Below are 26,539 nucleotides of genomic sequence, written 5' to 3' on the forward strand. Positions count from 1 at the left end.
AAAAAGTAAAAAGACCGTTTTCAACTTCCTTAAATTCTTTTTCGAAGATTTCAGCCCACTCAAAACACTGCTGATATATTTTTCTAGGAATTTTATTTATATATTCTTCAAATTCCTCATAGTTCGAGAATCCGCTAATGTGGTATATAGGCTCATTGAATGGAAAATTTGTATGGTAGAAACTGAACTCCGGCAGATATTTTCTTTCCATGATGATTTAGCACCTATGGTTATTTGCTGAATAGGAGGTAATGACCTTTTTATTATTTATAGAAATCATGACAGTCGGGTTGATTGTCTTTTTCTTGACCGGCGCTCCGTTAATAACTTCATACACTTCAATTGGCCTAGTGTAGCAAGGTTTTTGGCTTGGTTTTCCCGCAGAGTAGGCGGGAGATTCTAAAGAGGCTTGGGTGGCTAAAACCATGTAATCATCCCAACAACCTTCGAACCCTCCCTGCTAACTTTCCCCTTGAGATTCACGCCTTTCCCTAATATGTATATATCCACTATCTGAATCGCCACAATATAGGTTTATTTCCCCATCATTCTTGGAGTTAAAAGTTCTAATTTTTTGTCCCCAAAGCCAGCATTACACAGGCCGATAGTTACCGGATTTAGATATACAGTTACTCCATGATCTATATCCGTCGCTGTTTCTCTTAAAGATTCACCCGATACCACTGTTTACCTTCAGGGGCTTTCAATAAGAATCTGCTATCCGTCGCCGGGAGGTTGACGCTAGAAGCTCATCTTCAGTCAACATTCTCTTCACTGAGATAAGCCGCAGGAGCCGCCCTCTTCGGCCATCCCTGTAACAAGAATACCTGTAGCATTACCTGCTGAGATTTTCCTTGATATATACATAGCTTCCTTTCCTTCTAGGACTCCCTTGCCCTAGCGATTGGCCGTATAATTTATATCAAATAAGAGAAAATACAAGAATCAACTGAATATCTAATATTCTTTTGGTACCAGGGAAAGCTAGCCAGCCTCAAGGCCCCTCAAGAATGTCGAACCACCGCCCCTCAAAAGCCTAGCCCATTCGCCGCGGCCAGAATGGGGGGCAATATCAGACAGGAGGTGACGCTAGAGCCGAACTAGGGTTCGCCGGGGTTCAGAGGCCGCCACGGCCATATCATCAAGAGTTCGCGCCAGACTTGTCGCTCGGATCCCCGGGCTAAAAACTGTGCTGTCAGTGGGCAGGTGCAGCTCACCGTGATGGACGGTAAAGTCCCGCACCCGGGTGCGGTAGGGGCTGTAGATATGCACGCTTGCTGGAATACTAGCCAGAGGCAGTCCGTGGAGTAAAGCCGCAGTCTCGTGGCTGAAAATTATCCCCTGGTTCTGTAGGGCCAGAGCAAGCACACGGGCCAGGTAGCCTTGCTCACCGGTAAGTTCCTCCCAGTCGCGTCGGTGCATGTAAGTGCCCCGGGTTACCCGGCTATAGCACCCCCGTGCAATGGCTCTTTCCAGCTGGTAGCGGCTACTATAGCGGGCGCTCAGTTCACGAATGGTCAGTAGTTTCTGGGCGAGAGTTTCTAGCTGTGTCATGGCATCAAGCTAGCAAGAGCCGCTATCACTGATCGCTTCATCCATGCCTGTGGATTGGGTGAGGCAGGCTTCTACCCCTCGATTCCCTAGAAAGATAGGGGGATGCCTGAGAAGAAGGCATCCGTAAGTGGTGAAGAAGGTAGGCTCTGTGACCTAGCAGTCCACAGCCAAAGAATGTGATGGGTTTTTGGTGGAAGATGGCACATACAGGGCGCATGGCTTGAAAAGTAGGCACAAAAAAGCCCCGGTTACTAGGTGTTTACCCTAGTAACCGGGGCTTTGTCTGTCGGGTTGACAGGATTTGAACCTGCGACCCCTTGACCCCCAGTCAAGTGCGCTACCAAGCTGCGCCACAACCCGATTGTCTCTGGTGAATCTTTCGATTCTCCCGAGCACTCAGATAACTATACACAAGATTATTTATCAGCGCAAAATCGAAGAAGCTCTTTGGGCCCATATTTTCGGTGTTATACATCACCCCAGGTTCTGCTGGTGCTTGCTACTGGTCAGCAACCGTATCCAAAGCATGTAGCTTCATATACCAGGCGACCAGAAACTAAGCGTTAGAGTCCTCAGACTTTGCCTGCCTCTCCCCCGCACACAAGGACGCCGGTGGCTGGAACTGCTGGCGGCCAGCTACCGGCGTCCTTGCATATAGACCAGGGAGGGCTCCCTCCCTAGCGGCGGCTCCCCTTAGCGGACTTACCGCTCTGGCGCTCCCCTAGACTGCGACGCTCACGCACACGCATGGTGATATCAATCGGGGTACCGGTGAAATCAAAGGTCTCGCGCAGACGGCGAACAATGAAACGGCGGTAGCCCGGGTCCAAGAAACCCGTGGTAAAGAGCACGAACTTGGGCGGGCGGGACGATACCTGGGTGCCGAAGAGAATGCGGGGCTGCTTACCGCCACGCAGAGGGTGCGGGTGGGCCGCAACAATCTCGCCCAGGAAGGCGTTGAGCTTACCGGTGGGAATACGGGAGTCCCAGGACTCCAATGAGCGCTCCAGGGCTGGCACCAGCTTGTCCTTATGCCAACCGGTCCTGGCGGAGATATTCACGCGCGGTGCCCAAGTCACGTGGGCTAGGTCGCGGTCAATTTCGCGCTCCAGCATTTCCCGGCGGTCCTCATCGAGAGTGTCCCACTTGTTGAAGGCCAGCACCATAGCGCGACCAGCATCAACGGCCATCTGGATAATACGGACGTCCTGTTCCGAGATAGGTTCTGAGACATCGAGCAGGACAACAGCAACCTCAGCGCGCTCAATAGCGGTCTGGGTGCGCAGGGATGCGTAGAAGTCAGCCCCCTTAGCCATGTGGACGCGGCGGCGAATACCGGCGGTATCCACAAAGCGCCAGGGGCGGCCACCTAGCTCAACGATTTCGTCAACAGGATCTCGGGTGGTACCGGCCAGGTCGTTAACCACGGCACGTTCCTCGCCAGCCAGCTTATTCAACAGGGAGGACTTGCCCACATTGGGTCGGCCGATCAGCGCAATACGTCGAGGGCCCCCCAGAGCTTCAGGCTCAGCGTACTGAGAATGCTCGGGCATGACCTCAAGCAGGGCATCCAGCAGGTCAGCTAGACCGCGCCCGTGCAAGCCAGAAACGGGATAGGGCTGGCCCATGCCCAGCGACCAGAGGTTGTGCACGTCGGGTTCCTGGTGGGCGTCGTCAATCTTGTTGGCAATCAGCAGAATGGGCTTATCCACGCGGCGGAGCATACGAACAATAGCTTCGTCGGTAGCTGAGATGCCGACCAGGGCATCAAGAACCAGCAGAACAACGTCAGCGTGAGCCACAGCGATTTCGGCCTGAGCCGCAACCTGAGCGTCAATGCCCTGAGCATCAGCTTCCCAACCACCGGTATCAACCAGAGTGAAGTCCTTACCGGACCATTCAGCCTTGTAGGAGACCCGGTCACGGGTTACGCCGGGCTTGTCCTCAACAACAGCTTCTCGGCGGCCCAGAATACGGTTGATAATGGTGGATTTGCCGACGTTGGGGCGGCCCACGATAGCTACGACGGGGTCAGCCTCACGGTCCTCGTCTTCATCGGCGTCAAAGCCCCAGGAGGCCAGCAGCTCCCGGTCTTCTTCATCCAGTGCGTAGTCTTCAAGACCGGCGAGCAGCGCTTCAGCGCGCTGGTTGGCGGTTTCATCGTCAATCTCAGCCAGGCGGTCTGATACATCATCAGCGCCGCCGGCTAGGAATTTAACCTCATAGTCGTCTTGGGGTGCGAGTTCTTCGCTCATAGGCGATACCTCCTGTGGTGGTTTCCGGCTAGCGCCGGTGCATTGGTTGATAAGTCTAGTTGATGGAGTGGCAGTAGCCAGTGGTTTAGCGGCCTAGTTGCTGGTCAACTGCGGAAATAACGGCAGCAACAGTCTCTTCAAAGTTCAGCTCGGAGGAATCCACCAGGGTGACGCCGGCAGCTGCCTGGGTAAAGCTGGTGACCTGTGCGTCCTTTGCGTCACGGGCCGAGACCTGTGCGGCTAATTGTTCTTTATTTTGGGTACCGCCAAGCTGAAGGCCCCGGCGGGCCAAACGAACTTCTTCGCTAGCGGTCAGCAGGATTCGAGCATGGGCGTCGGGAGCAACAACGGTGGTGATGTCACGGCCTTCTGCGACCATGCCAGCCGGTGCCTGGGCAATAAAACTTCGTTGCAGGTCAATCAGAATCTGGCGTACGTCCCGGTTTGAGGCAACGGCAGAAACCGCCTCGGAGATTCGTGGTTCACGGATAGCATCGCGTATATCAATACCAGCGACCTGGATCACTTCCTGATCGGGGCTGGTGCCCTGAAGGTAGGGAAAGGCACGGGCGGCAGCCACCAGGGCATCCGCATCTGAGGTGTCAACCTGCTGATCCAGGCAGTACCAGGTCAGGGCGCGGTACATGGCTCCGGTGTCAAGGTAGTCCAGGCCGTAGTGGCGGGCCACCGCCTTAGACACCGAAGATTTACCGGAGCCGGAAGGGCCGTCAATAGCAATAACGAGCTTCTCAGTCATGTGTTCTCCTTTATGTGACGACTTTCCAGCCGCGGCTGGTGAGGTCTTCAATCAGTTTTTCGTGTTCGTTGGGGTTGACCGATAGCTCAGCCATACCCACCTGAGCGCCGGGTGAATGTTCCAATCTGAGGTCTTCCAGGTTGACACCCAGTTCCCCGATCTCAGCCAGTAGCCGGGCAAGGGTACCTGGGGTGTCATCTACCAGCACGGTGAGCTGGGCAAAAGCGCCGGGTGATCCCCCGTGCTTACCCGGAATACGGGCAACGCCGTGGTTGCCTTCGCTGATCAGCTGGGCAATATCGAGGCGTGAGCCTGGCTCGGTGGGAGCTTCAAGAGTGGCAATCAGTCGCTCCAGGTCTTCTCGCACACCGTAGAGGCTCTGGACGACAGGTTGGGCGTTGGCCGCAAGAATCTGCACCCACAGGCCGGGATCGGAGGCCGCAATACGGGTGGTGTCCCTCAGGCCTTGACCAGCCAGCCCCAGGGCGTAGAGCGGGGTATCTTGTAAGCGGGAAGCTAGCAGTGAGGACATCACCTGGGGCACGTGTGAAATGAGGGCGACGGTTTGGTCATGTTCTACCGCGTCAAGATGGGTAATGGTAGAGCCCAGCTCGGTTGCCACCTGCTGGGCAAGCTTGACCAGTTCGGGGCGCACCAGCGGGTGCTCGCACAGAACCCAGGGGCGGGCAGAGAACAGCTCGCCACGGGCGGCCACCGGGCCGGACTTTTCACGCCCAGCCATGGGGTGGGTGCCCAGGTAACGGCTAGAATCGGCCTTAGACGCCAGAACCCGGTCCAAGATTTCAGACTTCACCGAGGCAATATCGATGACGAAAGCCTTGGGATAACGGTTCAGCGCAGAGATGACCAGTTCTGCGGTCACGTCCGGGGGCGCGGCCACCACCACCAGTTGGGGTTCAAGGTCAGAGCCACTCCCCCGCTCTTGCCCTTCCAAGGAACGCAGGGAGAGCCCCGCTCCGATATCCTCGGCTACGGCTTCGGTTGTCGGCGAAATATCGCTGAGGTAGACCGTGTAGCCCTTCAGTCGCAGGCCCAAACCCACTGAGGCTCCCAACAGGCCGGTGCCGATGACCAGCACCGGCCCGTGCAGGTGAGAGTCAAAGCTACTCATTACATACCTACCGAAGCCAGCAGTTTGCCGATTTCAACCTTGGAGAGGTTACGGACGGTACCTTGCTTCTGCGAGCCGATGTGGATAGGTCCCATTTCTACGCGCACCAGCTTCTCCACGGGGTAGCCCACCTGCTCGAACATGCGGCGGATAATACGGTTTTTACCGGAGTGAATGGTAACTTCCACCAGAACGTGTCCGGGGGTTGAGTCCACCAGCTTGAACTCGTCCACGCGGGTCACACCATCTTCAAGACGCAGACCCTTCTTCATGGCCGCACCGATACCGGGTTCCATGGGGCCCGGCACCTGAACCAGGTAGGTCTTGGGAACCTCGTAGGAGGGGTGGGTCAGCCGGTTAGCCAGTTCACCGTCGTTGGTCAGCAAGAGCAGGCCCTCGGTTTCAACGTCCAGGCGACCCACGTGGAAGACGCGTTCGGTCATGGAGGAACGCAAGAAGTTGCTGATGTTGGGGCGACCATCGGGATCATCCATAGCGGAGACGACGCCGGAGGGCTTATTTAGCACCATGTAGACCAGCTTGTCGTTGGTCTGGATTGTCATACCGTCAACCTGAATGGTCACAGCATCGGGGTTAACACGAACGCCCAGCTCGGTCACCGGTATATCGTCAACGGTGACGCGGCCTTCTTCAATCATTTCTTCGCACACGCGGCGGGAAGCGACACCGGCCTGAGCCATAACCTTTTGCAGGCGTACACCCTCGTGGTCGTAGAAGGGGTAGTGATCTACGGGTGCGTTCTTGGGGCGACGGGGGCGGTGGGGGCCAAAGTTTTTGGTGCCACGATTAGCCGGGCGGAATTCGCCCATTTCCTTGGCGAAGGGGGTACCTGAACGGAACTTGGGGCCTTTGCCGGTTCCTGCCTTGCGGGGGCCACCGGGCGCACCGGGCTTAGCGCCACGGGCGTTCTTAGCACCAAAGCCTTTTTTACCGGCTGCCTTGCCTTTACCTGTACCCGGGCGGCCCGCGCCGGGGCGAGCGCCGCGTGAATTTGAGTTACCACGTGATGAATTATGTCCGTATGCCATCGTCTTGTATCTTCTTTCTGTCGTGTTCTGTCTTCGCCGTTTTAGCCGGCGTTTAGGTCAATGTTGTGGTGGTCGTTTACCTCTGCCGGGTCCGGCAGATAGGGGGCTAGGGCCGGGAGCTCATCGAGCGAGTTCAGCCCCAGTTTTTCAAGCAGGGTGTCGGTGGTGATGTACTGGGTAGCTCCGGTTTCGTCGGGTACTGTTTCGGCGATTAGGCCGCGGTGGAGCAGGTTGCGCACCGCCGCATCGACCGATACCCCTCGTACCTGAGCAAGATAGGAGCGGGTTGCCGGTTGCTGGTAGGCAATCACAGCTAGGGTCTCTAGGGCCGCCCTGGTGAGTTTGGTGCTCTGGGCACCCACCACGAAGCGCCCCACCCAGGGGGAAAAGTCCTGCCGGGAGTAGAGCCGCCAGCCCCCACCCACCTGGCGCAGCTCAAAGCCGCGTGGCTCGTGGACGGTTGTCCCATCGTCGTAACCCTTGTATTCGCGGTCCAGCTCATCGAGGGCTGTTTCCACGGCTCGTTCGGAGACGATCAGTGCGGCGGAAAACTCTCGCACGCTCACTGGCACATCGGCGACCGCCAAAATCGCTTCGATAGCCGCTTTGATGCCTCCGGGTTGGAGTTCCACCCGTGAGAAACCATCGGACGAAGCAGCCAGGACGGGTTCTTGCCGGCTTTTCCTTCTAGGGTTTGGGCTAGCTGTCTGCGGCGGTAAGGCTTCTTGGTCTTGGGGGGCTTCGGGGGTTGGAGTTTCCTCCCCTTGGACCTTATCCGCGTCTGTTGTACCCTCGGCAGACTCGGGTGTGCTCTCCCCCGGGTCAAAGCTCCACGAGCCTGAGGTCAGGAGCCTCAGGTCATCATCGGTAAAGTCTGCACTACCCAAGGTCTAACTCCTTCCCGTCAGCTGTTTGGCTACCACATTCTCTACCGGCTAATTCTGTACCGGCTAATTCTGTACCGGCTAATTCTGTGCCGTCATTCTCTGTGCCGTGGTTTTCAGCGCTGTCATTTTCTGGCTGGAGTTCCAGATATATAGGCCCCAGTGTTTCGGTCTGTTCTACCTGTAGCATCCCCTCCTTGTAGAGCTCCAGCACCGCAAGAAAACGCACCACCACAATCTCTAGAGATGCGGTATCACGGCACAGGTCAGTAAAGCTGATAGCTCCACCGGCTTGCCTCAGCCGCTCCAGAATCAGCGCTTCTTCCGCCGCAATAGTTGTTGCGGGCCGGTAGATATGATCGGTCTGTACCGTCTCCGGGAGCGGTTCTTGTTCTTGCCCCTTATCCAGCCGTAGGGCGCCGGCCGCAATACGGGCAAATTCCTCAGGGGTCAGGTCAAAAACAAGCTCCGGCAGTACCTTGGAGAACTTGGGTTCAAGGGTCACGGTACGGGCAAAACGCTGGGCTTCACCCGAGAATTTTTCATCGAGCACCGCGGCTACCTCGCGGTAGGCGCGGTACTGAAGTAGACGAGCAAAGAGGAGGTCGCGGGCTTCTAAGAGTTCCGGGCTGGCCGCGAGCACGCGTTCGGGCTGCGGGAGTAACCGGGCTGTTTTAAGTTCAAGCAGGGTTGCCGCTGTTACCAAGAATTCACTGGCGGTATTAAGGGCAGCGTCACTGCCACTCTCAAAAGCGCTGTGAATGTAGTTGAGAAATTCGTCGGTGACCCGAGCTAGAGCGATGTCGGTAATATCCAGCTTGCGCCGGGAGATCAGGGTGAGTAGAAGGTCAAAAGGTCCTTCAAAGTTGCTCAGAGCCAGGGTAAAGGGCTCGGGGGGCCGAACCTGCGCAGGAGTGCTAGGGGCCTCTTGTGTCGGTACCATCACGGCAGCGATTCTCCATCCTTGGGGTCAAACCAGGTGCGCTCTCAGCCCTGTGCGGGGTAGGGGCACTCTTTCCATTGTCCCCTGCATGTTCCCGGCTTTCAAGGCCAGAGGGCAGAAAGTAGCCAAGGGCATAGAGAACGGGGCAGGTAGGGCTCATCGCCTAGCTTGTACCTACCCCGTTCTGTCCGCAGGTAACTCTGGTTAGGGTGCGCCGCCGCGGCTGATGAGCTCGCGGGCGAGCTGACGGTAGGCCTCAGCGCCGGGGTGATTCGATGCGTAGGACAGAATAGGCTCAGCCGAAACGGTCGCATCGGGGAACTTAACGGTGCGCTTGATAACCGTATCAAAGACTCTATCGCCAAAGGCATCGATAATACGCGCCAGCACTTCTTTAGAGTGCAGGGTACGGGAATCGAACATGGTGGCTAGGACGCCATCAATTTCGAGCTTGGGGTTCAGGCGATCCTGAACCTTCTCAATCGAATCCACCAGCAAGGCCACCGCACGCAGGGCAAAGAACTCACAAATCAGAGGAATAATCACACCGTGGCTTGCGGTCAGGGCGTTGACGGTGAGCAGGCCCAGCGATGGTTGGCAGTCAATAAGAATGACGTCGTAGTCCTTCTCGACCTTGCGCAGTGCGCTGGCCAGTACCTGTTCACGAGCTACTTCGTTAACCAGCTGGACTTCTGCGGCTGAGAGGTCGATGTTAGCCGGTAGCAGGTCGATGTTCTCAAAGTCGGTGCTCTGGATAACGTCGCGAGTCTCAACCTTACGGTCCATCATGACGTTGTATACGGTCAGGTCTAGCTCGTGGGGGTTAGCCCCAAAGCCCGCTGAAAGTGCTCCCTGTGGGTCAAAATCAACCAGCAGAACCTTGCGCCCTGCCTCGGCCAGGGCGGCGCCCAGGTTAATGGTGGAGGTAGTTTTACCCACACCACCTTTCTGGTTCACCATGGAGATAATACGGGCAGGCCCGTGGCTCGTCAGGGGCGCGGGATCCGGGTAGATGCGCAGGGGTCGGCCTGTGGGGCCAAGCTGCTCAGCTCCTGTTTCAGTCACTGTACGTCACCTTTTGCAGTTCGGTTATAAAAGACTTTTACCTAACAGTCTACTGGCTCAAAGGAGGGCAAGCACACACGGGGGCCTATTCCTCCACACCAAAAGGGGGAACAGTGCCCCAGGGGGGCTGATAAATAAGGTTCTTTGGTCCTGGCTCCGCACAAAAAAGGGGGGTGCCCCCAACCGCCCGCGTCAGGAGGAAGTCAGGAGCACCCCAGGCTGGGCTTAGCCCTTGATGATCTTGGCTATATCGTCAAGTACGCCCATGTCTTCAATGGTTGAGGGCACCTTGTATTCCTCACCATCGGCAATTTGGCGCATGGTCTTTCTCAGAATCTTGCCGGAGCGGGTCTTAGGCAGACCCTCAACGATTTTGACGTCCTTGAAGTCAGCAACAGCGCCGATGTTTTCCCGCACGCTCGCAATCAGCTGGGCAGCCAGCTCTTCTTCGGTAATATCCACCCCGGCTTTGAGAACCACGTACCCAGCGGGTCGCTGGCCTTTGAGTGGGTCAGCAATACCGATGACGGCGCACTCGGCTACTGCTGGGTGCCCGGCAAGAACCTGTTCCATGGCACCGGTGGAGAGCCTGTGCCCCGAAACATTGATCACGTCGTCGGTTCTACCCATGACAAACACGTAGCCGTCTTGGTCAACATAGCCGGAGTCACCGGTGGCGTAGTAGCCTTCGAAGGCTTCGAGGTAGGAGGCGATGTAGCGGTCATCATCGCCCCACAGGGTGGGCAAGGTGCCGGGTGGGAGCGGTAGCTTAATAGCCAGGTTGCCTTCCTCCTCCGGCCCAACCGGCTCGCCCATGGGATCGAGCACCTGCAGGTTATAGCCGGGCGAGGGCACCGAGGGGGAACCGGGCTTGAGTGGGAGCGCTTCAAGCCCGCGCGGATTAGCCGCAATCGCCCAGCCGGTTTCGGTCTGCCACCAGTTATCAATCACGGGGACACCCAGTTTCTCGGTAGCCCAGTGGTAGGTTTCAGGGTCAAGCCTTTCGCCAGCCACAAACAGAAGCTCAAGGGAGGAAATATCGTAGGATCCCAGTAGCTCTGCTTCGGGGTCAGCTTTGCGGATAGCCCTCAGTGCGGTGGGCGCGGTGAAGAGTGACTTTACCCCGGCATCCTGAATAACTCGCCAGAAGGCACCGGCGTCAGGGGTACCCACAGGCTTGCCTTCATAAAGCACGGTTGTTGCACCGGCCAGCAGGGGCCCATAGACGATGTAGGAGTGGCCCACAACCCAGCCAACGTCCGAGGCGCACCACATGACCTCTTGCTTGCCAACGTCGTAGATATTCTTCATGGTCCAGGTTAGGGCAACGGCGTGGCCGCCGTTATCGCGCACTACGCCCTTGGGAGAGCCGGTCGTTCCCGAGGTGTAAAGGATGTACAGGGGGTCAGTTGCAGTGACGGGTACCGGCGCATGCGGGCTAGCCTGCTCTGTAGCCTTTCCCCAGTCCTGCCAGGTCACGTCCGTGCCTTGCTTCTGGGCGCGTGCTGCGGCATCGTCTACCGAATGTTCAAAGCCTTCGCGGGCAAAGACAAAGACCGTGTGAGGCTTAGCTTCTGCTAGTTCCAGTGCTTTTTCAACTGCCGGGATGTATTCAATGTGACGGCGGGGTTCAATGCCGCCGGATGCGGTAAGTACCACGCCGGGTTGACAGTCATTGATACGACTGGCTAGTTCGTTGGGAGCAAAGCCACCAAAGACCACAGAGTGCACAGCGCCCAGCCGTGCCACAGCCAGCATGGCCACAGCAGCTTGCGGAATCATGGGCATGTAAATGAGGACGCGGTCCCCTTGAGCTACTCCAGCCGATGCGAGCGCTCCCGCCAGCTGTTCGACCTGCTCTTTGAGCTCGGCGTAAGTGATCTGTTGGCGGGTACCCAGCATGGCTGAGTCGTAGATAATAGCGGTTTGGTCACCCTTGCCCGCTTGGACATGCCTGTCTACAGCGTTGTAGCAGGTGTTGAGTTGCCCATCGGGGAACCAGCGGTAGATAGGTTCAGCTGAGCTATCCAGGGCTGTGTGCGGAGGCCTATCCCAGTGGATGGCTTGCGCTTGGGTTAACCAGAAGCCCTCTGGGTTGTCGATACTGTCGCGGTAGGTTTCACTGTAGGTTGTCACCAGGGGCACTCCTTCAGGACTGTGGGACTGTTTGTTGTGGAGGTAAGTGACTCCAACCTAGTGCTGAGGGTCACACTTAAGCAAGAGTTTGTATACAAAAAATTGCCCTAGCCCCCAAAATGACACAAATATTTCGCCATAAACCATATTTTTTAAACTTTATGTATACAAAATCCCCGGCGGTGTTTTAGAGTAATCCCATCTGCACACCAGTGCTAGAAGTCATAGTTGAGCTGGAGAGGTAGCCATGAAAGCAGGCGAGCTTGCCTATCAAAGTTTGCGTAGCAACATCATGGAGGGAATGCTTGCCCCCGGCTCTGTGATTGCTGAAGTCGAGCAGTCTGAACGGCTGGGAGTCTCACGCACCCCTGTCCGGGAAGCAATTTCCCGGCTCCTTGCTGAGGGGTTAGCTGAACCTGCCCCTGGGCGGGGCGTAATTGTTGCCCCGATTTCTCTGGCCAATGTCTACTCCCTCTTTGAATTGCGGACCAGCTTGGACTGTACTGCAGCAGCCCTAGCTGCCCGCCGCGGTAACCCTCTAACTTTCCGTCAGCTTGCCAGCGCCTTTGAGCAAGCTGCCCTTGAGCTACACCAAGGCAGTAGCCAGCTGGCCGAATACTATGCACTCGTTGATGAGCTTGACAGCGCAATCGACAGGGCTGCGGATAACCGCTACCTGCACCAGGCCCAAGCCTCCCTGCGAACCCAGCTGACCCGCATCCGCAAGCTCTCCAAGGCCAACCCTATTCGGCTGGCCCAAGCAGCTGAGGAACACGCGCAGATAGCCCGGTGCATCGCCTCAGGAGATCAGCAGTTAGCCGAGGCCGCCGTCCGGCTCCACCTGGCCAAGGCTCTCTATGCCATTGAGGAGGCGGCAAACTCACAAAACCAACAGATCCAGTTCGAGCAGTCCCCGCCTCAGCCTTCGACTATCACCGCAGGATCAGCCACCACAGCCTAAAACCAAGTAACCCACTGTTGTTGAAAGGATTATTCCATGACCGTTACACACGAAGTTCGTGTCTACCGTTCCGATGAGAACCTACCCCGCGAGGAGCAGCTAGCCTATAAGCTCGCCCAGCTAGCAACCGACCCTGTTGAGGTGCTCCCCGAGGTTGAAGAGATGGTCATTAACCGCATCATCGATAATGCATCGGTGGCTATCGCTTCGCTCAATCGCGGCCCCATTATCTCTGCCCGCGACCAGGCGCTCACTCACGCCCACTCCCCCAACGGTAGCGGCGCGACAATTTTTGGTGTCCCCGCCACGACCAAGGTTTCCCCCGAGTGGGCAGCCTGGGCCAACGGTGTTGCCGTGCGCGAGCTGGACTACCACGACACTTTCCTGGCTGCTGAGTATTCCCACCCCGGCGACAACATTCCGCCCATACTGGCTGTTGCCCAGCACACCGGTCGCAGCGGGTACGACCTTATTCGTGGCATCGCTACCGGCTACGAAGTTCAGGTAGACCTGGTCAAAGCAATCTGCCTGCACAAGCACAAGATTGACCACGTTGCCCACATCGGCCCCTCCGCTGCCGCAGGAATCGGTACCCTTCTGGGGCTGGATACCGAGACTATCTTCCAGGCCATTGGCCAGGGTTTGCACACCACCACCGCTACCCGCCAGTCACGTAAGGGCGAGATTTCTACCTGGAAAGCCCACGCTCCTGCTTTCGCCGGAAAAATGGCTGTTGAAGCTGTTGACCGTGCCATGCGCGGGCAGACCTCCCCGGTTCCCATTTACGAGGGTGAAGACGGCGTGATTGCCTGGATGCTAGATGGCCCCGATGCCCGTTACCAGGTTCCGCTCCCCGCACCCGGTGAGCCCAAGCGCGCTATCTTGGATACCTACACCAAGGAACACTCCGCCGAGTACCAGGCCCAGGCCTGGATCGATTTGGCTCGCAAGCTCCACAAGGAACACCCGGAACTTACCGACCCGCAAAATGTTGAGTCCATTGTTCTGCATACCTCTCACCACACCCACTACGTCATTGGCTCAGGCGCTAACGACCCGCAGAAGTACGACCCCAGCGCAACCCGCGAAACCCTTGACCATTCGATTCCCTACATCTTTACCGTCATGCTCCAGGACGGCCAATGGGATCACCTAGCCTCCTACGCCCCCGAACGGGCCCAGCGCCCCGACACCGTAGAGCTCTGGCACAAGGTCACCACCGCAGAAGATGCTGAGTGGACCCGCCGCTACCACTCCAAGGACCCGGCAGAAAAGGCCTTTGGCGGGCGTGCAGAAATCAAGCTAACCAACGGTGAAACTCTGATTGAGGAAATCGCGGTAGCCGACGCTCACCCGCTCGGGGCCCGCCCCTTCGCTCGCGCCGACTATATCAAGAAGTTCCGCACCCTAGCCGCAGGTCAAGTCTCTGAGGAGGAGCAGGACCGCTTTCTCACCGCCGTAGAAAACCTGGCCCAGCTAGGTGCCGGTGAACTTGATGCCCTCAACATCACCGCCTCCCTTGACCTTCAAACCGGAGCGAAAGGTATCTTCTAATGCTTTACTCATCGAAAACCGCCACTCAAAAACGCCAGGATTTGCGCGCCATGCTGGCAAGCAACCAGATTCGCCAGTTCCCGGGAACCTACACCCCTCTCTCAGCCCGCCTGATTGAAGAGAAGAACTTTGACGGCATCTACATCTCCGGTGCAGTGCTGGCCAATGAGCTAGGTTTTCCCGACGTCGGGCTGACCACTCTAACCGAGGTCGCTCAGAGGGCCGGGCAGATTGCCCGCGTCACCAACCTACCGGCTATCGTCGATGCTGACACCGGTTTTGGCGAACCCATGAACGTGGCCCGAACTATCCAAGAGTTCGAGGAACACGGGCTGGCCGGTTGCCATATTGAGGATCAGTTCAACCCCAAGCGGTGCGGCCACCTGGATAACAAGAACATGGTTGACCTGGAAACCGCGACCAAGCGAATCCGGGCGGCAGCCGAAGCCCGCAGGGACGAGAACTTCCTGATTATGGCCCGGACCGACCTGCGTGGCACCTCTTCACTGGCAGAGACCATCGACCGCATCAAGGCCCTGGTCGATGCCGGCGCCGATGCAATCTTCCCCGAGGCCATGAAGAACCTGGACGAGTTCAAGGCTGTCTGCGATGCCGTCCAGGTGCCGGTCTTGGCCAATATGACCGAGTTCGGGAAGAGCCAGCTCTACACCAAAGACCAGCTTGCTCAAGCCGGTATTTCTCTCATTATCTACCCGGTTACTCTGCTCCGCTCCTCACTGGGGGCCATGGAACGGGTACTGGAAACCATCGAATCCGATGGAACCCAAGAAGCCGCTGTAGACCAGATGCTCACCCGTTCGCGTCTCTACGAACTGGTCGATTACGAAGGCTACAACCACTTTGACACCGGCATCTTCAATTTCGAGGTACCCGGAAAATTTGGGGAATCAACGAACTAACCCCGCCTCAGGGCAGGGGCCGGGTAGTTTTTGCTCGGCCCCTACCCAGACCAAACATAGTTCGGGTGCATCGTTTCACCCCATCACAAGGAGATACACCATGACTGACAAAGACGTCGCTAAGGGTCTTGCCGGTGTTGTTGCCGACTACACCGCGATCTCAAAGGTCAATGCCCAAACCAACTCCCTGCTCTATCGCGGCTACCCCGTCCAGGAACTTGCTACTCTTCCTTTTGAGCAGGTAGCCCTGCTCCTCTGGAACGGCGAGCTACCCACCGATGAACAGCTTGCAGAGTTCACCGCTTTTGAACGCTCCCACCGAGCACTGCCACCGGCCCTCAAAGCTGTTATCGATGCTCTGCCTCTGGACTGTCACCCCATGGACGTGTGCCGCACAGCCGTCTCTTTCCTGGGGGCCTGCCACCCGGAGAGCGATGATTCAGCCCCTGAGGCTGAGCTGGGCAAAGCCTGGGAGCTTTTTGCGGTCATGCCCGCTGTGGTCTGCTACGACCAGCGCCGCCGACGAGGTCAGGAACTCCTTGAGCCCCGCGATGATCTGGACTACTGCGATAATTTCCTCTACATGGCCTTTGGCCAGGTCCCGGCCCCCGAAGTCAAAACTGCCTTCAACGTCTCGATGGTCATGTACGCCGAGCACTCTTTCAACGCTTCCACCTTCACAGCCCGCGTGATTACATCGTCCCTGTCTGATCTGCACTCAGCTGTCACCGGCGCAATCGGAGCCCTCAAGGGTCCCCTGCACGGCGGCGCTAACGAGGCAGTTCAGCACACCTTCGATGAAATCGGTGTCATTGCTGGCGAGTCCCAGGCCGCTGCCAAGGCACGTGCCAAGGAATGGATGGAGGCCGCTCTGGCCCAGAAAAAGAAGATTATGGGCTTTGGCCACCGCGTCTACAAGAACGGAGATTCCCGCGTACCCACCATGCAGAAATCGTTCTTTGACATGGTGCAGTACTATGACCGCTCAGATGTCATTGGCCTCTACCAGGGCCTGGCAGAAGCAATGGACGAGGCAAAGGGGATCAAGCCCAATCTGGACTACCCCGCTGGGCCTACCTACCATCTGATGGGCTTTGATACCCCCACCTTTACCCCCATCTTTGTGGCCTCCCGACTGACCGGGTGGACCGCCCACATTCTGGAGCAGCGAGCCGATAACTCACTGATTAGGCCGCTCTCAGCCTACCGGGGTGTCGATGAGCGCCACCTCTAAACCCGCACCATAGCCCGCCGACCTGCCCGGGAGCTAGTTATAGCGCCCGGGCAGGTGCCTTTTATCGGGCACGCGGGTGACTAGCGGCAAAAACTTCACGCAGGGTATCTGCGGTGACCTTGGTGTAGACCTGGGTGGTGGTCACGGAGGCATGCCCCAGAAGCTCTTGTACCACCCTGATATCTGCCCCGCCTTCAAGCAGGTGAGTGGCAAATGAGTGCCGCAGGGTGTGCGGTGAAATCTCGGCCCGAATTTTTACTCTTTGGGCGTGCTTCTTGAGGACCAGGTAGGCCCCCTGCCGGGTTATCCGCGCGCCGTCCCGCCCATTCAGGAACAGGGCAGGGGTGCCCTTACCCTTAGCAGCCAGGGCGGGTCTGCCGCGCACCAGGTAGTCTTCAATGGCTCTGCTTGCATAAGAGCCCACCGGCACCACCCGTTCCTTACTGCCCTTACCAAACAGGCGCACCACAGCGGGCAGGGCTGAGTCTGACTGGTTTCGGTCTATCACAACATCATCGAGGTCCACGTTGATGGCTTCGCTAATGCGGGCCCCGGTGGAGTAGAGAAACTCCAGGAGTGCCCTATCCCGTAGCCCCGCAGGCGTGGCCGGGTCAGGGCTTTCCAGTAAACGTGTAATGTCGCTCAGCGGTACCGCTTTGGGGAGCCGGGCACCCGGTGTGGGCGGCCGCACGGTAGAGGCAGCGTTAGTGGCTGTCATGGCCTCAAGCAACCAAAATTTGTGAGCGCCTCTGACAGCACTAATCACCCGGGCGATAGACCTCTGGGATAGCGGATTCCCGCCCCCAGCAGGTGGAGTGGCACAATCAGCGACAAAGTCACGCACGTGCTTTTTGGTGATGTTCTTGGGGTCGATAATTCCGACGCTATCAAGGTAAACACTGTAGCGGATTAGGTCTCGCCGGTAGGAGGCCAGCGTGTTGGCGGCCAGGCCACGCTCAATGGCCAGGTGGTTGAGGTAGGCCTCCACCGCCTGATCGAGTGGGGTCAGCGCTTCTGGCTCCTTGCGCGTTCTTCCCCCCAGGTTGCGGGGTTGCTCCATGCCTAGAGGCCCTCTGCCGGTCGGATCTCACCGCGATAGTTAGGCTCGCGCAGGGCTGGGTGAGCGGTGAAAGGAGCATCGGTGGAGTATAGGGTTTCAAAGTTCCGCCGGGCCGCTACATCCAGCGCCAGGATAGCATTAGTTGAGGCCGCGTTGTGGATACGTCCGGCGAGGACAGCCTCCACGGCTTGGTCCAGAGGCACCCAGCGCAGCACGATTTCTGACTCCTCGTGGACGCGGTCTTCGCGCTCTTCGGCGGGAATCTGACTCAGGTTCCGGGCCAGGTAGATGCGGCAGGTCTCCCCCATACCCCCGGGCGAGTTGTAGAACTCCATGAGGGTGTCCCACCGTTCAGCACGAAGGTCTGTTTCTTCAGCCAACTCACGGGCGGCGGCTTCAAGCGGTGGCTCACCGTCAATATCGAGCAGGCCCGCCGGGATTTCCCACAGGTTAGCCCTCACGGGGTGACGGTACTGGTTAATGAGGAGCACTTCCTTAAGGTCATTGAGTGCAATCACAGCCACCGCCCCGGGGTGGAGCAAGAAGTCCCGTTCAAAGGGAGTATCGCCAGGAGTCAGTGCAATTCCTTCGCGTACAACATCCCAGACATACCCCTCAAATTTGGTCGTACGACTGGTGACATAACGGGGGTTAGCAATATCCGCGATGCCCTCCTGCCCGGCTGCGAGCGCAGCGGCATCGATCCGGTCAGCTGTTCCGATGTCATAGTTAAGGTTCTTTTGCATGGGTCTGCCCTTCTGCCGTGTTCAACCCGTTTTGTTCTCTTCAACCCTACCCGGTCGGTGGCACCGCCCCAAGGGCGGGTCCAGCTGGGTTCTTTTGAAAGCAGTCCCTGGTAGCGGGATATGTTCGGCAAGGCTCAAGGCCCCGGCTATTTTCTGGGGAAAAAATAACCGGGGCCTCTCTAGTACCTAGGCAAGAGTGGCAGTTAGGCCTTGCGTGCTTGCAGGGCCGCCTTTATCAGCCCGGCAAAGAGCGGGTGCGGCTTGGTCGGGCGTGAACGGTACTCGGGGTGAGCCTGAGTTGCGATGTAGTAGGGGTGCTCGCTAACGGGTAGTTCTACGAACTCAACCAGGGAGGAATCCGGGGAGGTACCCGAAATAACTAGACCTGCTTCTTCAAGCTGGGCGCGGTAGTCGTTGTTGACTTCGTAGCGGTGGCGGTGACGTTCCGACACTTCGGTCGCACCGTAGACGCTAGCAGCCAGGGAGCCCTCAGCCAGGTGCGCAGGGTAAAGGCCCAGGCGCATGGTTCCACCCAGGTCGCCTGCACCCTCAACGTAGGCTTTCTGCTCTTCAATGGTGGCAATCAGGGGTGAGGCAGTCTCGGGGTCAAACTCGGTGGATGATGCATCGGTAATGCCCAGGACGTTGCGCGCATACTCTAGGACCATGGACTGGAGGCCTAAGCAGACACCTAGGGTGGGAATCTTGTTCTGGCGGGCATGACGCAGGGCACCGATCTTGCCATCCAGGCCACGGATACCGAAGCCACCGGGTACGAGCACAGCGTCCATGCCGCGAAGCTGATGGGCGGCGTCCTCGGGGCTTGAGCAGAGGTCTGCGGCTACCCACTTGATGTTTACCTTGGCGTCGTTAGCGAAGCCACCGGCACGCAGGGCCTCAGTCACCGACAGGTAAGCGTCGGGCAGGTCAATGTACTTACCAACCAGCGCGACGTGGACCTCGGTCTTGGGGGTGTGTACCGCGCTCAGCAGCTTATCCCACTGGGTGAAGTCAAGGGGCTGAGCTTCGATGCCCAGGTAGTCCAAGATGTAGGTGTCCAGCTTCTGGCTGTGCAGGGTCTTGGGAATGTCATAGATGCTGGGCGCATCGGCGCAGGAGATAACGGCCTCGGGTTCTACGTCGCAGGCGTTACCAATCTTGACCTTGTGCGATTCGGGAACTTCGCGTTCACAGCGCAGAATCAGGCCGTCGGGAATGATGCCCAGGCCGCGCAGGGCCGCAACAGAGTGCTGGGTGGGCTTGGTTTTTAGTTCGCCGGAGGGCCCGATGAAGGGCACCAGCGATACGTGCAGGAAGAAGACGTTACGGCGGCCCAGATCGCGGCGGACCTGGCGTGCGGCTTCGAGGAAGGGCAGCGATTCGATATCACCTACAGTGCCGCCAATTTCGGTGATGATGATGTCGGGGGCGTTCTCGTCTTCAGCAGGCAGACGCATGCGGCGTTTAATTTCGTCAGTGATGTGCGGGATAACCTGTACGGTGTCGCCCAGGTATTCGCCGCGGCGTTCCTTGGCGATCACGTGGGAGTAGACCTGGCCGGTTGTGACGTTAGCGGACTGGCTGAGATTTTCGTCTAGGAACCGCTCATAGTGACCGATATCGAGGTCGGTTTCAGCGCCGTCGTCGGTCACAAAGACTTCACCGTGCTGGAAGGGGTTCATGGTGCCGGGGTCGACGTTGAGATAGGGGTCAAGCTTCTGCATGGTCACAGAAAGACCACGGGAGCGGAGGAGCCGGCCTAGAGATGAGGCGGAAAGGCCTTTGCCGAGAGATGATGCCACGCCACCGGTCACGAAGATCTGGCGGGTGACTTTACCGTTGTTTGATGTCTGAGTATCTACCACGGAATTCCAGCTTATCACCACTTTGGCCTGAATGGTTTCGCGGGACTTATCTTTATGTAAAATCACGTTTTCCCGTTCAGGAAAATCCGCAAAAACCGCACTAAGAAGAGCGGTTAAGGCGGATATTTTGTGGCCTCTGCCCTGGCTGACTGCCAGCAATCTCTCGTAGCAGTTCATTGTTCCTGCAGCTAAAGTTCTGAGGCCGGTACTCTCCTTTTAAAGCTGGCCAGCGTTCTGTAGTAGCTCGCGGGCGTGTTCTTGTGCGGCCGCCGATTGGTCGTGTCCAGAGAGCATACGGGCAAGTTCCACTACCCGCTCCTCGGACGAAAGTACCTGGACCTTAGAGAGGGAACCGTCATCGTTTTTACGCACCAGAATGTGTTGGTCGGCAAAGGCCGCGACCTGGGGCAGGTGGGTAACCACCAGTACCTGCACGTTCTTGGCCAGCATGGCAAGGCGACGGCCGATCTCGATAGCGGCTTTACCGCCCACGCCTGAGTCCACCTCGTCAAAGATAAAGGTGGGTACGGGGTCTACCTCAGAGAGTACAACTTCTAGTGCCAGCATGACACGGGAGAGCTCACCGCCCGAGGCCCCCTTACCCAGCGGCCTGGGAACAGCCTGCCGGTGGGGAGCCAGCATAAAGGTCACGGAGTCTTTGCCAAACCGGTGGAACTTCTCGGTTTCTTCTACCTGCACGACCAGTGAGGCGTTGGGCATGGCCAGAGCTGTCAGTTCTTCGCTCACCGCCAGGGCCAGCTTACGGGCGGCCTTGGACCGTAGCTCAGTGAGTTGGCTAGCCTGATTCCCCAGCGTTTCACGGAGCTGGCGGAGTTCGCTCTCCAAAGCCTCTTGGCGGGCCGGGTCATCGGTGAGAGTTGCAAGTCGGGCGCGTGATTCCTCAGCCCAGGCAAGGACCTCAGCAATATCGGCCCCATATTTGCGGGTCAGGGTTTTGAGCGCGGCACGGCGGTTCTCTACCTCGGCCAAGCGCTCGGGGCCTTCGCTATCTAACCCAGAAGTGTAGGCGGAGATTTCCTCGGCAATATCGGTGACATGAATCAGAGCCTCGTTCAAACGCCCTGCTAGCGAGGCTAAATCTGCGTCAGCTTCAGCCTCAGCGGCCAGGGCGGACCGGGCTGCATCGAGCAGTCCCAGCACATTTGGGGCATCGGCGTCTGCGTACTCACTGCCGGCCAGAGCTCTTGCTGCTGTGCTTGCGGCCAGCCGCAAAGACTCCACATTTGTTAGCTTCTGGCTCTCAATTCTTAGGGCTTCGTCTTCGCCGTCGGTAGGCGCGACCGAATCGATTTCGGCAAGTGCACCTTGAAGGGTCTGAGCTTCGAGAGCACGCGCCCTGGTGTTTTCGCGGACGTCACGCAGTTCTCCGGCGGCCTTGCGGTAGCGCTCATAGTTGAGGGTATAGCTTGCTAAGAGCTTTTCCAGTTTCTTACCGGCATAAGCATCTAGGGCAGCCCGCTGTTCGGCGGCATCTTTAAGCCGTAGTTGGTCTGACTGACCATGGACCGCGACCAGGGTGTGCCCAATATCAGCCAGCGTCCCGATAGGGGCAGAAACCCCACCAACGTGAGCGCGAGAACGCCCCGTGGCGCTCACGGTTCGGGCTAGCAGTAACTCCGAGCTACCGCCGTCGAGCTCTTCGACCGCTCCCCCAGCTTCTTCTGCCAGGTGGAGGGCGCGGTGCCCCTGTGGCAGACGGATAACGGCTTCAGCCAACGCATTTTTTGCACCGTTGCGCACGCTAGAAGCATCGGAACGAGCGCCCAGAAGCATGCCGAGGGCGGTCACGACCATGGTCTTACCGGCACCGGTTTCGCCGGTGAGCACCGAGAACCCCGGTTCAAGGGGTAGGCGAGCATCGGTGATCACGCCTAGATCACGCAGATGGATTTCTTCAATCACGGGTGTGCATCTCTTCCGGGTATAGTTACTGAGCGCTGACTTGGGGCAGTGTACTGGTGGCCGGGCCCAGGGAATGGGGGCCACGCCAGCCGGCGATAGGCAGTTCAAATTTTTTGACCAGGCGCTCCGAGAAAGGCGCCGGGTGCATACGGGCCAAACGTACCGGCTTAGCAGAGCGGGTTACTTCAACGCGGGCACCCGGGGGCAGGTCGCTGGTTCGGCGGCCGTCGCACCAGAGCACGCCCTCAGCACCGTTGGTGGATACCAGCTCCACGGCCATCATGGAGGTGGGCGCGGTAACTAGGGGGCGGGCAAAGAGCGCGTGAGCCGATAGGGGAACCATCAGCATAGCTTCAACGCTGGGCCACACCACGGGTCCACCACCGGAGAAGGCGTAGGCGGTGGAGCCTGTTGGCGTTGCGAGCACCACGCCATCACAGCCAAAAGACGAGAGTGGGCGGCGGTCCACTTCAACGACTACTTCGATCATTTTTTCGCGGTTGCCCTTTTCAACGCTGGCCTCGTTGAGGGCCCAGGTATCAAGGATCTTAGTTCGCCCGTCCCACACTTTGACGTCAATAGCCATGCGTTCTTCAACGGTGTAGGCACCGGATACGACACGTTCAATCGTCTCGGCAAGGTCTACTTCCTCAGCTTCGGCCAGGAAGCCAACATGGCCGAGGTTAACGCCGATCAGAGGAATCTGGGTATGCCGAATCATCTCGGCAGCTCGCAGAATTGAGCCATCACCGCCTAAGACCATGCCAAGCTCAATGTCTTTGAGAGCCACGCTTTCGTGGGCTACCGCTACAGGTACGGGGTTCTCCCACTTTTCAGTCAGAGCCTCTAAGTCGGCACGGTTCATTACGGGAACCAGGCCGGCTTGGTAGAGCTGGGTACAGGTTGCGCGGGCGGCATCACGGGCCTCAAGACGACCGGTGTGGGCAAAGACCAGTATCTTGCGTTCACCGGCCAGGGGCTTGGGAGCTGAGTTTGCTGTTTCCTTCACCTTTTTAGGCTAACTGACAGCCCGAGGTTTTAGGGGCTTTTAAGCCCGGCAACACACATTTTTTCGAATATTTATTCGATTCCTGGTGTCAGGTTAGTATTCTAGAGGCTTACGGCACCAGAGGAAGAACTCCACATTACCGTCCTGCCCGGGCAGAGGGCTGGTTTCTTCCCCAAAAACTTTCAGACCCACAGCTTGAGCTGAGACGCGGACACGGGCCACTGCTTCGGCTCGCGCGGCTGGGTCTGTTACGACACCACCTTTGCCAATGCGCGCTGGTCCTACCTCAAACTGGGGTTTGACCATCAGGAGCAGGTCACCGCCAGCAGCGGTTGCTCCTGCCAGCGGCCCAAGAACCTTAGTCAGGGAAATAAAGCTGAGGTCAGATACTGTGAGGTCCACCTGCCCGCCAATATCTTCAGGGCTCATGTGGCGCACGTTCATTCCCTCATAGACGGCAACATCCGGGTGGTTACGTATCTCAGGAACAAGCTGGTCGTGGCCTACGTCCACCGCGGCAACCCACGATGCCCCCCGGCGCAGCAAAACATCGGTGAAGCCGCCGGTCGAAGCACCTGCGTCAAGGCAGCGCTTACCTACTACGGTCAGCCTGGGGAAAGCATCGAGAGCACCGGCAAGCTTGTGTCCAGCTCGGCTGACGTACTCGGTGAGCTCGCTCCTGCGGACGCTGACCTTATCAGCTTCGTGCACCTTGTGGGAGGCTTTCTGCACGGTTTGCCCGTTGACGCTAATGTGCCCGGCGTTAATCATTTTGGCAGCCAGGGTGCGTGAACGGGTGATGCCTGCTTGTACCATGTACTGGTCTAGCCGCACGCTACAGTTCCTTGCTCTCTGGTGCCCCGTGCTTATCCAGCTCGTCTTGCAGGCTCTGGACCAGGCGGCTTAACCGCTCGATACGTTCGGTGGGGTCGCAGGCAAGAGTCGCGGCAAGTTCTGCCTCAAACTCAGGGTCTAGGCTCACATCGGTCGTCGAGTCTTTAGTCGAATCGGCAGATATTGTTTCGTCCTGGAGTTTAGCCACGGTGTATATCCTTGGGGGAAGTGGGTTCACTCGCATGGGGGTGCTTGGCCCACCATGCCGCGCAGGCTACTCGCCAGCTATCGAGGTCGCTCCCCTGCCCCTGCAGGTGAATTTCCTCATCTCTTGCTAGAGCGGTCCAGCCAGCGCCTCGAGCCTCAATGCCGGTTTCGGTTTCTTGAAGCTGGATATGGGGGTAGGTCTCAAAGAAGCCGTTGAGGTCTTCCAAGATATAGGTTGGGCGTTCTCCGGGGATGGCGGCCAGAATGGTCTGGAAGGTCTCAACACCGGTCATCACAACAGCGGTTGCCATACACGCTCGGTTACCGCCTTGGATGTCGGTGTCCAGGCGGTCCCCTACTACTAGAGGCTTGTGGGCGCCGAGTTTCTGGGCAGCTGTTTCAAAGATGGGGGTCTCGGGTTTACCGGCGACCAGGGGCTTGCGTCCGGTGGCTCTTGCTACCGCTGCAACCAGTGTGCCGTTGCCGGGAGCAAAACCGCGTTCTTTAGGGATAGTGAAGTCGGTATTAGATGCCACCCAGAGCACCGAATGATCAGCAAGGGTGTAGGAGGCCTCAGCCAGGTCTTCCCAGCACATCTTGGGGTTGAAACCCTGGGCCACGGCAAGGGGTTCATCGGCCTGGCTGGTCACGGGCCTTAGACCCTCTGCAGCTACACAATCTGCTAGAGCCTGTGCACCGGTAATTAGAACCTTAGAGCCTGCCGGTAGCTGGGTAGCCAGTAGGTGAGCGGCTGCCTGGGCTGAGCTGACCACGTGATCAGCATCGGTTTTGACTCCTAGCTCAACCAGGTGGTCGGCAACTGTTTGCACGCTACGGGAGGCATTGTTGGTGACAAATGCAAGGGCGATGCCCTGCTCCTGGGCGCGGTTAAGCGCTTGGGGTGCTCCCTCAATGGCGTAGGGGCCAGCGTAAACTACGCCATCAAGGTCGGACAGGATAGCGTCGTATGCGGCTAGCAGCATTAGGCTTCGTCCTCTATGGGCGCTTCATGGTCAGCGGAGACTTGGTGGAGGTTTTCCTCTTCAGCCTCTTCTTCACTGACCACGGCTTCAGCTGTGGTGAGCCCTTCTTGAGCGTCATCAAGGCCGGCTACTGAGTCTTCTGCTTGGCTAGTTTCCTGATCGGAAGGTGCCGATTCCTGGCTCTGGGCTTCAGCGGCTTCAAGGTCTACTGAAACTTCCTCAGGTTCAAGCAAATCTTCTTCGGTGAAGATGTCAAAGATTTCGGGCTCCACGAAGTCTCCCTGGCCCAGTGCGGCCTCAGTCATGAGCGCTAGACGGGCCCAGCGGGCCGCTTCTTTGGTTCGGCCATCCTGCTGCAGCAGTTCAGCGTAAGCCTTGAATAGGCGGGGTGAGTAGTCATAGCCGCGCTTGGGGTTAAGCTCGGGAATTTCGAGTGCAGAGATAGCCTTTGAGAGTTCGCCCCGGTCAAGGTAGATACCGGAGACAACAATTGCTACCTCTGAACGTACGGCTGCGGGTACTTCCTCTTGGTTGGCCTCATCGGCCAAGGTAAGTGCCTTATCAACCCTACCCAGGGCGCGTTCGCAGTCCACTAGCAGGGCAAGGTGGTCATGAGAACCGGAGATACGGCGGTGGGTGCGGAGCTCACGCAGGGCAAGCCCAAAGTTTTCTGCTGCGTAGGCGGCAATGCCTACGACTTCGCGGACGACGCCGATACGGCCTGCTCGTTTAGAGGCAGCGATCGCGTGTTCGAGTGCGAAGTCGGGGTCAATATCGAGGTAACGCCCAACCATGACCAGGTGCTTAGCTACGGTCTCTGCGTTCTGGGCTTCGAGCTGGCGTAGAGCACGCAGAGTCCAGTTCTCTAGCTCTTTCCCGGTAACGTCTGTGTCAATCTCGGGTGCCTTCTTGGAAGGCCTGTAGTCGGTTTTTTCAGCGTCTCGGTCCTTGTAGCCTTGCTTCCTATCGCGGTCAAAGTCACGGCGCGGGCCGTTGGAGTTGTTGCGATCTTTGGAGAATCTGTCCTTCCTTGGACCGTTGGAGTTGCGGTCGTCGTAGCGCTTTCCGCCACGCTGTGAGTCAAAGGGTTTCTTCTTCTCGCCGCGGAAGGGGCTCTCACCCTCCTGCTTGCGGTAGCCGCCTTCGGTGCGGTCTCCGTAGCTACGTTTACTGTTAGAGGAGTTCAGGGGCCTGCTCTTCTTGTATCCACCTCGGTTAGATTCTGAGTGGTTGCGTGAGTAATCAGCCAAGTGTTCTCCTCTATAGTGTTCTGTTATCCGGGCTAACTGTCTTGCCCTGTGCTGGACGCTGGCTTCTAGTTTATCGGGCTTAGTATCTACTTGCGTAGTGGGGTAGACAGGTTTGGGGTGCGTTTTCGGGCACATCCGCTGTCAAGATAGAGCTTGGGTATAGCTGGACACTGTTTTCTTATTAAACAAAAAAGGGGGGGTCAGGTCACCAAACCCCA

23 protein-coding genes and 1 tRNA gene are annotated in these 26,539 nt (G+C 57.9%); 4 read left to right on the forward strand and 20 right to left on the reverse strand.

Annotation, left to right across the window (positions count from 1 at the left end; all coding sequences use genetic code 11):
- The 11 genes from ACN08V_RS09745 to ACN08V_RS09795 form a co-directional block, all read right to left on the reverse strand.
- Positions 1 to 211: hypothetical protein (locus ACN08V_RS09745; RefSeq protein WP_419105408.1), on the reverse strand; the 211-nt coding region annotated here is incomplete at its 3' end.
- Positions 212 to 1,089: 878 nt separating this feature from the next.
- Complete coding sequence (locus ACN08V_RS09750; RefSeq protein WP_419105409.1) at positions 1,090 to 1,554, reverse strand: hypothetical protein; 465 nt, start codon at positions 1,552 to 1,554, stop codon at positions 1,090 to 1,092.
- Positions 1,555 to 1,840: 286 nt separating this feature from the next.
- Positions 1,841 to 1,914 (reverse strand) — tRNA-Pro (locus ACN08V_RS09755).
- Positions 1,915 to 2,231: 317 nt separating this feature from the next.
- Positions 2,232 to 3,809: a ribosome biogenesis GTPase Der gene (gene der / locus ACN08V_RS09760; RefSeq protein WP_419105410.1), complete on the reverse strand. Its 1,578-nt coding sequence runs from the start codon at positions 3,807 to 3,809 to the stop codon at positions 2,232 to 2,234.
- Between the two features lie 85 nt (positions 3,810 to 3,894).
- Entirely contained in the window at positions 3,895 to 4,566 is a 672-nt protein-coding gene (gene cmk, locus ACN08V_RS09765) for a (d)CMP kinase (protein WP_419105411.1), read from the reverse strand.
- A 10-nt stretch (positions 4,567 to 4,576) separates the two neighbouring features.
- Positions 4,577 to 5,698: a prephenate dehydrogenase gene (locus tag ACN08V_RS09770; RefSeq protein WP_419105412.1), complete on the reverse strand. Its 1,122-nt coding sequence runs from the start codon at positions 5,696 to 5,698 to the stop codon at positions 4,577 to 4,579.
- The gene (locus tag ACN08V_RS09775; protein ID WP_419100013.1) at positions 5,698 to 6,747 is read right to left on the reverse strand and encodes a pseudouridine synthase; all 1,050 of its coding nucleotides are present in this window, start codon (positions 6,745 to 6,747) and stop codon (positions 5,698 to 5,700) included. The genes ACN08V_RS09770 and ACN08V_RS09775 overlap by 1 nt, the downstream gene beginning before the upstream one ends.
- Positions 6,748 to 6,788: 41 nt before the next feature.
- A complete protein-coding gene (gene scpB / locus ACN08V_RS09780; RefSeq protein ID WP_419105413.1) occupies positions 6,789 to 7,634 on the reverse strand; it encodes an SMC-Scp complex subunit ScpB in 846 nt (281 codons plus the stop codon).
- Positions 7,627 to 8,574, reverse strand: a complete 948-nt coding sequence (locus ACN08V_RS09785) for a segregation and condensation protein A (RefSeq protein ID WP_419105423.1) — start codon at positions 8,572 to 8,574, stop codon at positions 7,627 to 7,629. The genes scpB and ACN08V_RS09785 overlap by 8 nt, the downstream gene beginning before the upstream one ends.
- Before the next feature lie 204 nt (positions 8,575 to 8,778).
- The gene (locus ACN08V_RS09790; protein ID WP_419105414.1) at positions 8,779 to 9,639 is read right to left on the reverse strand and encodes a ParA family protein; all 861 of its coding nucleotides are present in this window, start codon (positions 9,637 to 9,639) and stop codon (positions 8,779 to 8,781) included.
- Between the two features lie 225 nt (positions 9,640 to 9,864).
- Complete coding sequence (locus ACN08V_RS09795; protein WP_419105424.1) at positions 9,865 to 11,778, reverse strand: propionyl-CoA synthetase; 1,914 nt, start codon at positions 11,776 to 11,778, stop codon at positions 9,865 to 9,867.
- A gap of 244 nt (positions 11,779 to 12,022) precedes the next feature.
- Between ACN08V_RS09795 and ACN08V_RS09800 the strand changes: the two genes are divergently transcribed.
- From ACN08V_RS09800 to ACN08V_RS09815, 4 genes are all read left to right on the forward strand, one after another.
- The gene (locus ACN08V_RS09800) at positions 12,023 to 12,736 is read left to right on the forward strand and encodes a GntR family transcriptional regulator (RefSeq protein ID WP_419100010.1); all 714 of its coding nucleotides are present in this window, start codon (positions 12,023 to 12,025) and stop codon (positions 12,734 to 12,736) included.
- Positions 12,737 to 12,772: 36 nt separating this feature from the next.
- Complete coding sequence (locus tag ACN08V_RS09805; protein WP_419100009.1) at positions 12,773 to 14,290, forward strand: MmgE/PrpD family protein; 1,518 nt, start codon at positions 12,773 to 12,775, stop codon at positions 14,288 to 14,290.
- Complete coding sequence (gene prpB, locus ACN08V_RS09810) at positions 14,290 to 15,210, forward strand: methylisocitrate lyase (protein ID WP_419100008.1); 921 nt, start codon at positions 14,290 to 14,292, stop codon at positions 15,208 to 15,210. The genes ACN08V_RS09805 and prpB overlap by 1 nt, the downstream gene beginning before the upstream one ends.
- Positions 15,211 to 15,310: 100 nt before the next feature.
- Positions 15,311 to 16,444, forward strand: coding sequence for a bifunctional 2-methylcitrate synthase/citrate synthase (locus ACN08V_RS09815; RefSeq protein ID WP_419105415.1), 1,134 nt, complete (start codon positions 15,311 to 15,313; stop codon positions 16,442 to 16,444).
- Positions 16,445 to 16,505: 61 nt separating this feature from the next.
- On the opposite strand, the gene ACN08V_RS09820 is transcribed toward ACN08V_RS09815, so the two are convergent.
- The 9 genes from ACN08V_RS09820 to ACN08V_RS09860 all read right to left on the reverse strand — a co-directional run bounded on the left by ACN08V_RS09820 (position 16,506) and on the right by ACN08V_RS09860 (position 26,321).
- Entirely contained in the window at positions 16,506 to 17,504 is a 999-nt protein-coding gene (locus tag ACN08V_RS09820) for a site-specific tyrosine recombinase XerD (RefSeq protein ID WP_419105416.1), read from the reverse strand.
- Between the two features lie 2 nt (positions 17,505 to 17,506).
- Positions 17,507 to 18,250, reverse strand: coding sequence for an NUDIX domain-containing protein (locus ACN08V_RS09825; RefSeq protein ID WP_419105417.1), 744 nt, complete (start codon positions 18,248 to 18,250; stop codon positions 17,507 to 17,509).
- 203 nt (positions 18,251 to 18,453) lie between these two features.
- Positions 18,454 to 20,133: a CTP synthase gene (locus tag ACN08V_RS09830; RefSeq protein WP_419105425.1), complete on the reverse strand. Its 1,680-nt coding sequence runs from the start codon at positions 20,131 to 20,133 to the stop codon at positions 18,454 to 18,456.
- Between the two features lie 198 nt (positions 20,134 to 20,331).
- Entirely contained in the window at positions 20,332 to 22,038 is a 1,707-nt protein-coding gene (gene recN / locus ACN08V_RS09835; protein WP_419105418.1) for a DNA repair protein RecN, read from the reverse strand.
- Between the two features lie 25 nt (positions 22,039 to 22,063).
- The gene (locus ACN08V_RS09840; RefSeq protein ID WP_419100003.1) at positions 22,064 to 23,047 is read right to left on the reverse strand and encodes an NAD kinase; all 984 of its coding nucleotides are present in this window, start codon (positions 23,045 to 23,047) and stop codon (positions 22,064 to 22,066) included.
- A gap of 93 nt (positions 23,048 to 23,140) precedes the next feature.
- The gene (locus ACN08V_RS09845; RefSeq protein WP_419105419.1) at positions 23,141 to 23,881 is read right to left on the reverse strand and encodes a TlyA family RNA methyltransferase; all 741 of its coding nucleotides are present in this window, start codon (positions 23,879 to 23,881) and stop codon (positions 23,141 to 23,143) included.
- Position 23,882: 1 nt separating this feature from the next.
- Positions 23,883 to 24,089, reverse strand: a complete 207-nt coding sequence (locus ACN08V_RS09850) for a hypothetical protein (RefSeq protein WP_419105420.1) — start codon at positions 24,087 to 24,089, stop codon at positions 23,883 to 23,885.
- Entirely contained in the window at positions 24,082 to 25,071 is a 990-nt protein-coding gene (locus ACN08V_RS09855; protein ID WP_419105421.1) for an HAD-IIA family hydrolase, read from the reverse strand. Before ACN08V_RS09855 ends, ACN08V_RS09850 begins: the two co-directional genes overlap by 8 nt.
- Positions 25,071 to 26,321: a hypothetical protein gene (locus ACN08V_RS09860; RefSeq protein ID WP_419105422.1), complete on the reverse strand. Its 1,251-nt coding sequence runs from the start codon at positions 26,319 to 26,321 to the stop codon at positions 25,071 to 25,073. The genes ACN08V_RS09855 and ACN08V_RS09860 overlap by 1 nt, the downstream gene beginning before the upstream one ends.
- Between the last annotated feature and the right edge of the window lie 218 nt (positions 26,322 to 26,539).

It is taken from the genome of Rothia sp. P5766 (assembly GCF_048513555.1).
Classification (GTDB): domain Bacteria; phylum Actinomycetota; class Actinomycetes; order Actinomycetales; family Micrococcaceae; genus Rothia.

Bases quoted from the DNA above. Each gene is read 5' to 3' on its own strand.
- ACN08V_RS09770 (WP_419105412.1), bottom strand. From the start codon at position 5,698: ATGAGTAGCTTTGACTCTCACCTGCACGGGCCGGTGCTGGTCATCGGC.
- ACN08V_RS09750 (WP_419105409.1), bottom strand. From the start codon at position 1,554: ATGACACAGCTAGAAACTCTCGCCCAGAAACTACTGACCATTCGTGAA.
- ACN08V_RS09825 (WP_419105417.1), bottom strand. From the start codon at position 18,250: ATGCAAAAGAACCTTAACTATGACATCGGAACAGCTGACCGGATCGAT.
- cmk (WP_419105411.1), bottom strand. From the start codon at position 4,566: ATGACTGAGAAGCTCGTTATTGCTATTGACGGCCCTTCCGGCTCCGGT.
- ACN08V_RS09820 (WP_419105416.1), bottom strand. From the start codon at position 17,504: ATGGAGCAACCCCGCAACCTGGGGGGAAGAACGCGCAAGGAGCCAGAA.
- ACN08V_RS09855 (WP_419105421.1), bottom strand. From the start codon at position 25,071: ATGCTGCTAGCCGCATACGACGCTATCCTGTCCGACCTTGATGGCGTA.
- ACN08V_RS09800 (WP_419100010.1), top strand. From the start codon at position 12,023: ATGAAAGCAGGCGAGCTTGCCTATCAAAGTTTGCGTAGCAACATCATG.
- prpB (WP_419100008.1), top strand. From the start codon at position 14,290: ATGCTTTACTCATCGAAAACCGCCACTCAAAAACGCCAGGATTTGCGC.
- der (WP_419105410.1), bottom strand. From the start codon at position 3,809: ATGAGCGAAGAACTCGCACCCCAAGACGACTATGAGGTTAAATTCCTA.
- ACN08V_RS09785 (WP_419105423.1), bottom strand. From the start codon at position 8,574: ATGGTACCGACACAAGAGGCCCCTAGCACTCCTGCGCAGGTTCGGCCC.
- ACN08V_RS09805 (WP_419100009.1), top strand. From the start codon at position 12,773: ATGACCGTTACACACGAAGTTCGTGTCTACCGTTCCGATGAGAACCTA.
- ACN08V_RS09775 (WP_419100013.1), bottom strand. From the start codon at position 6,747: ATGGCATACGGACATAATTCATCACGTGGTAACTCAAATTCACGCGGC.
- ACN08V_RS09815 (WP_419105415.1), top strand. From the start codon at position 15,311: ATGACTGACAAAGACGTCGCTAAGGGTCTTGCCGGTGTTGTTGCCGAC.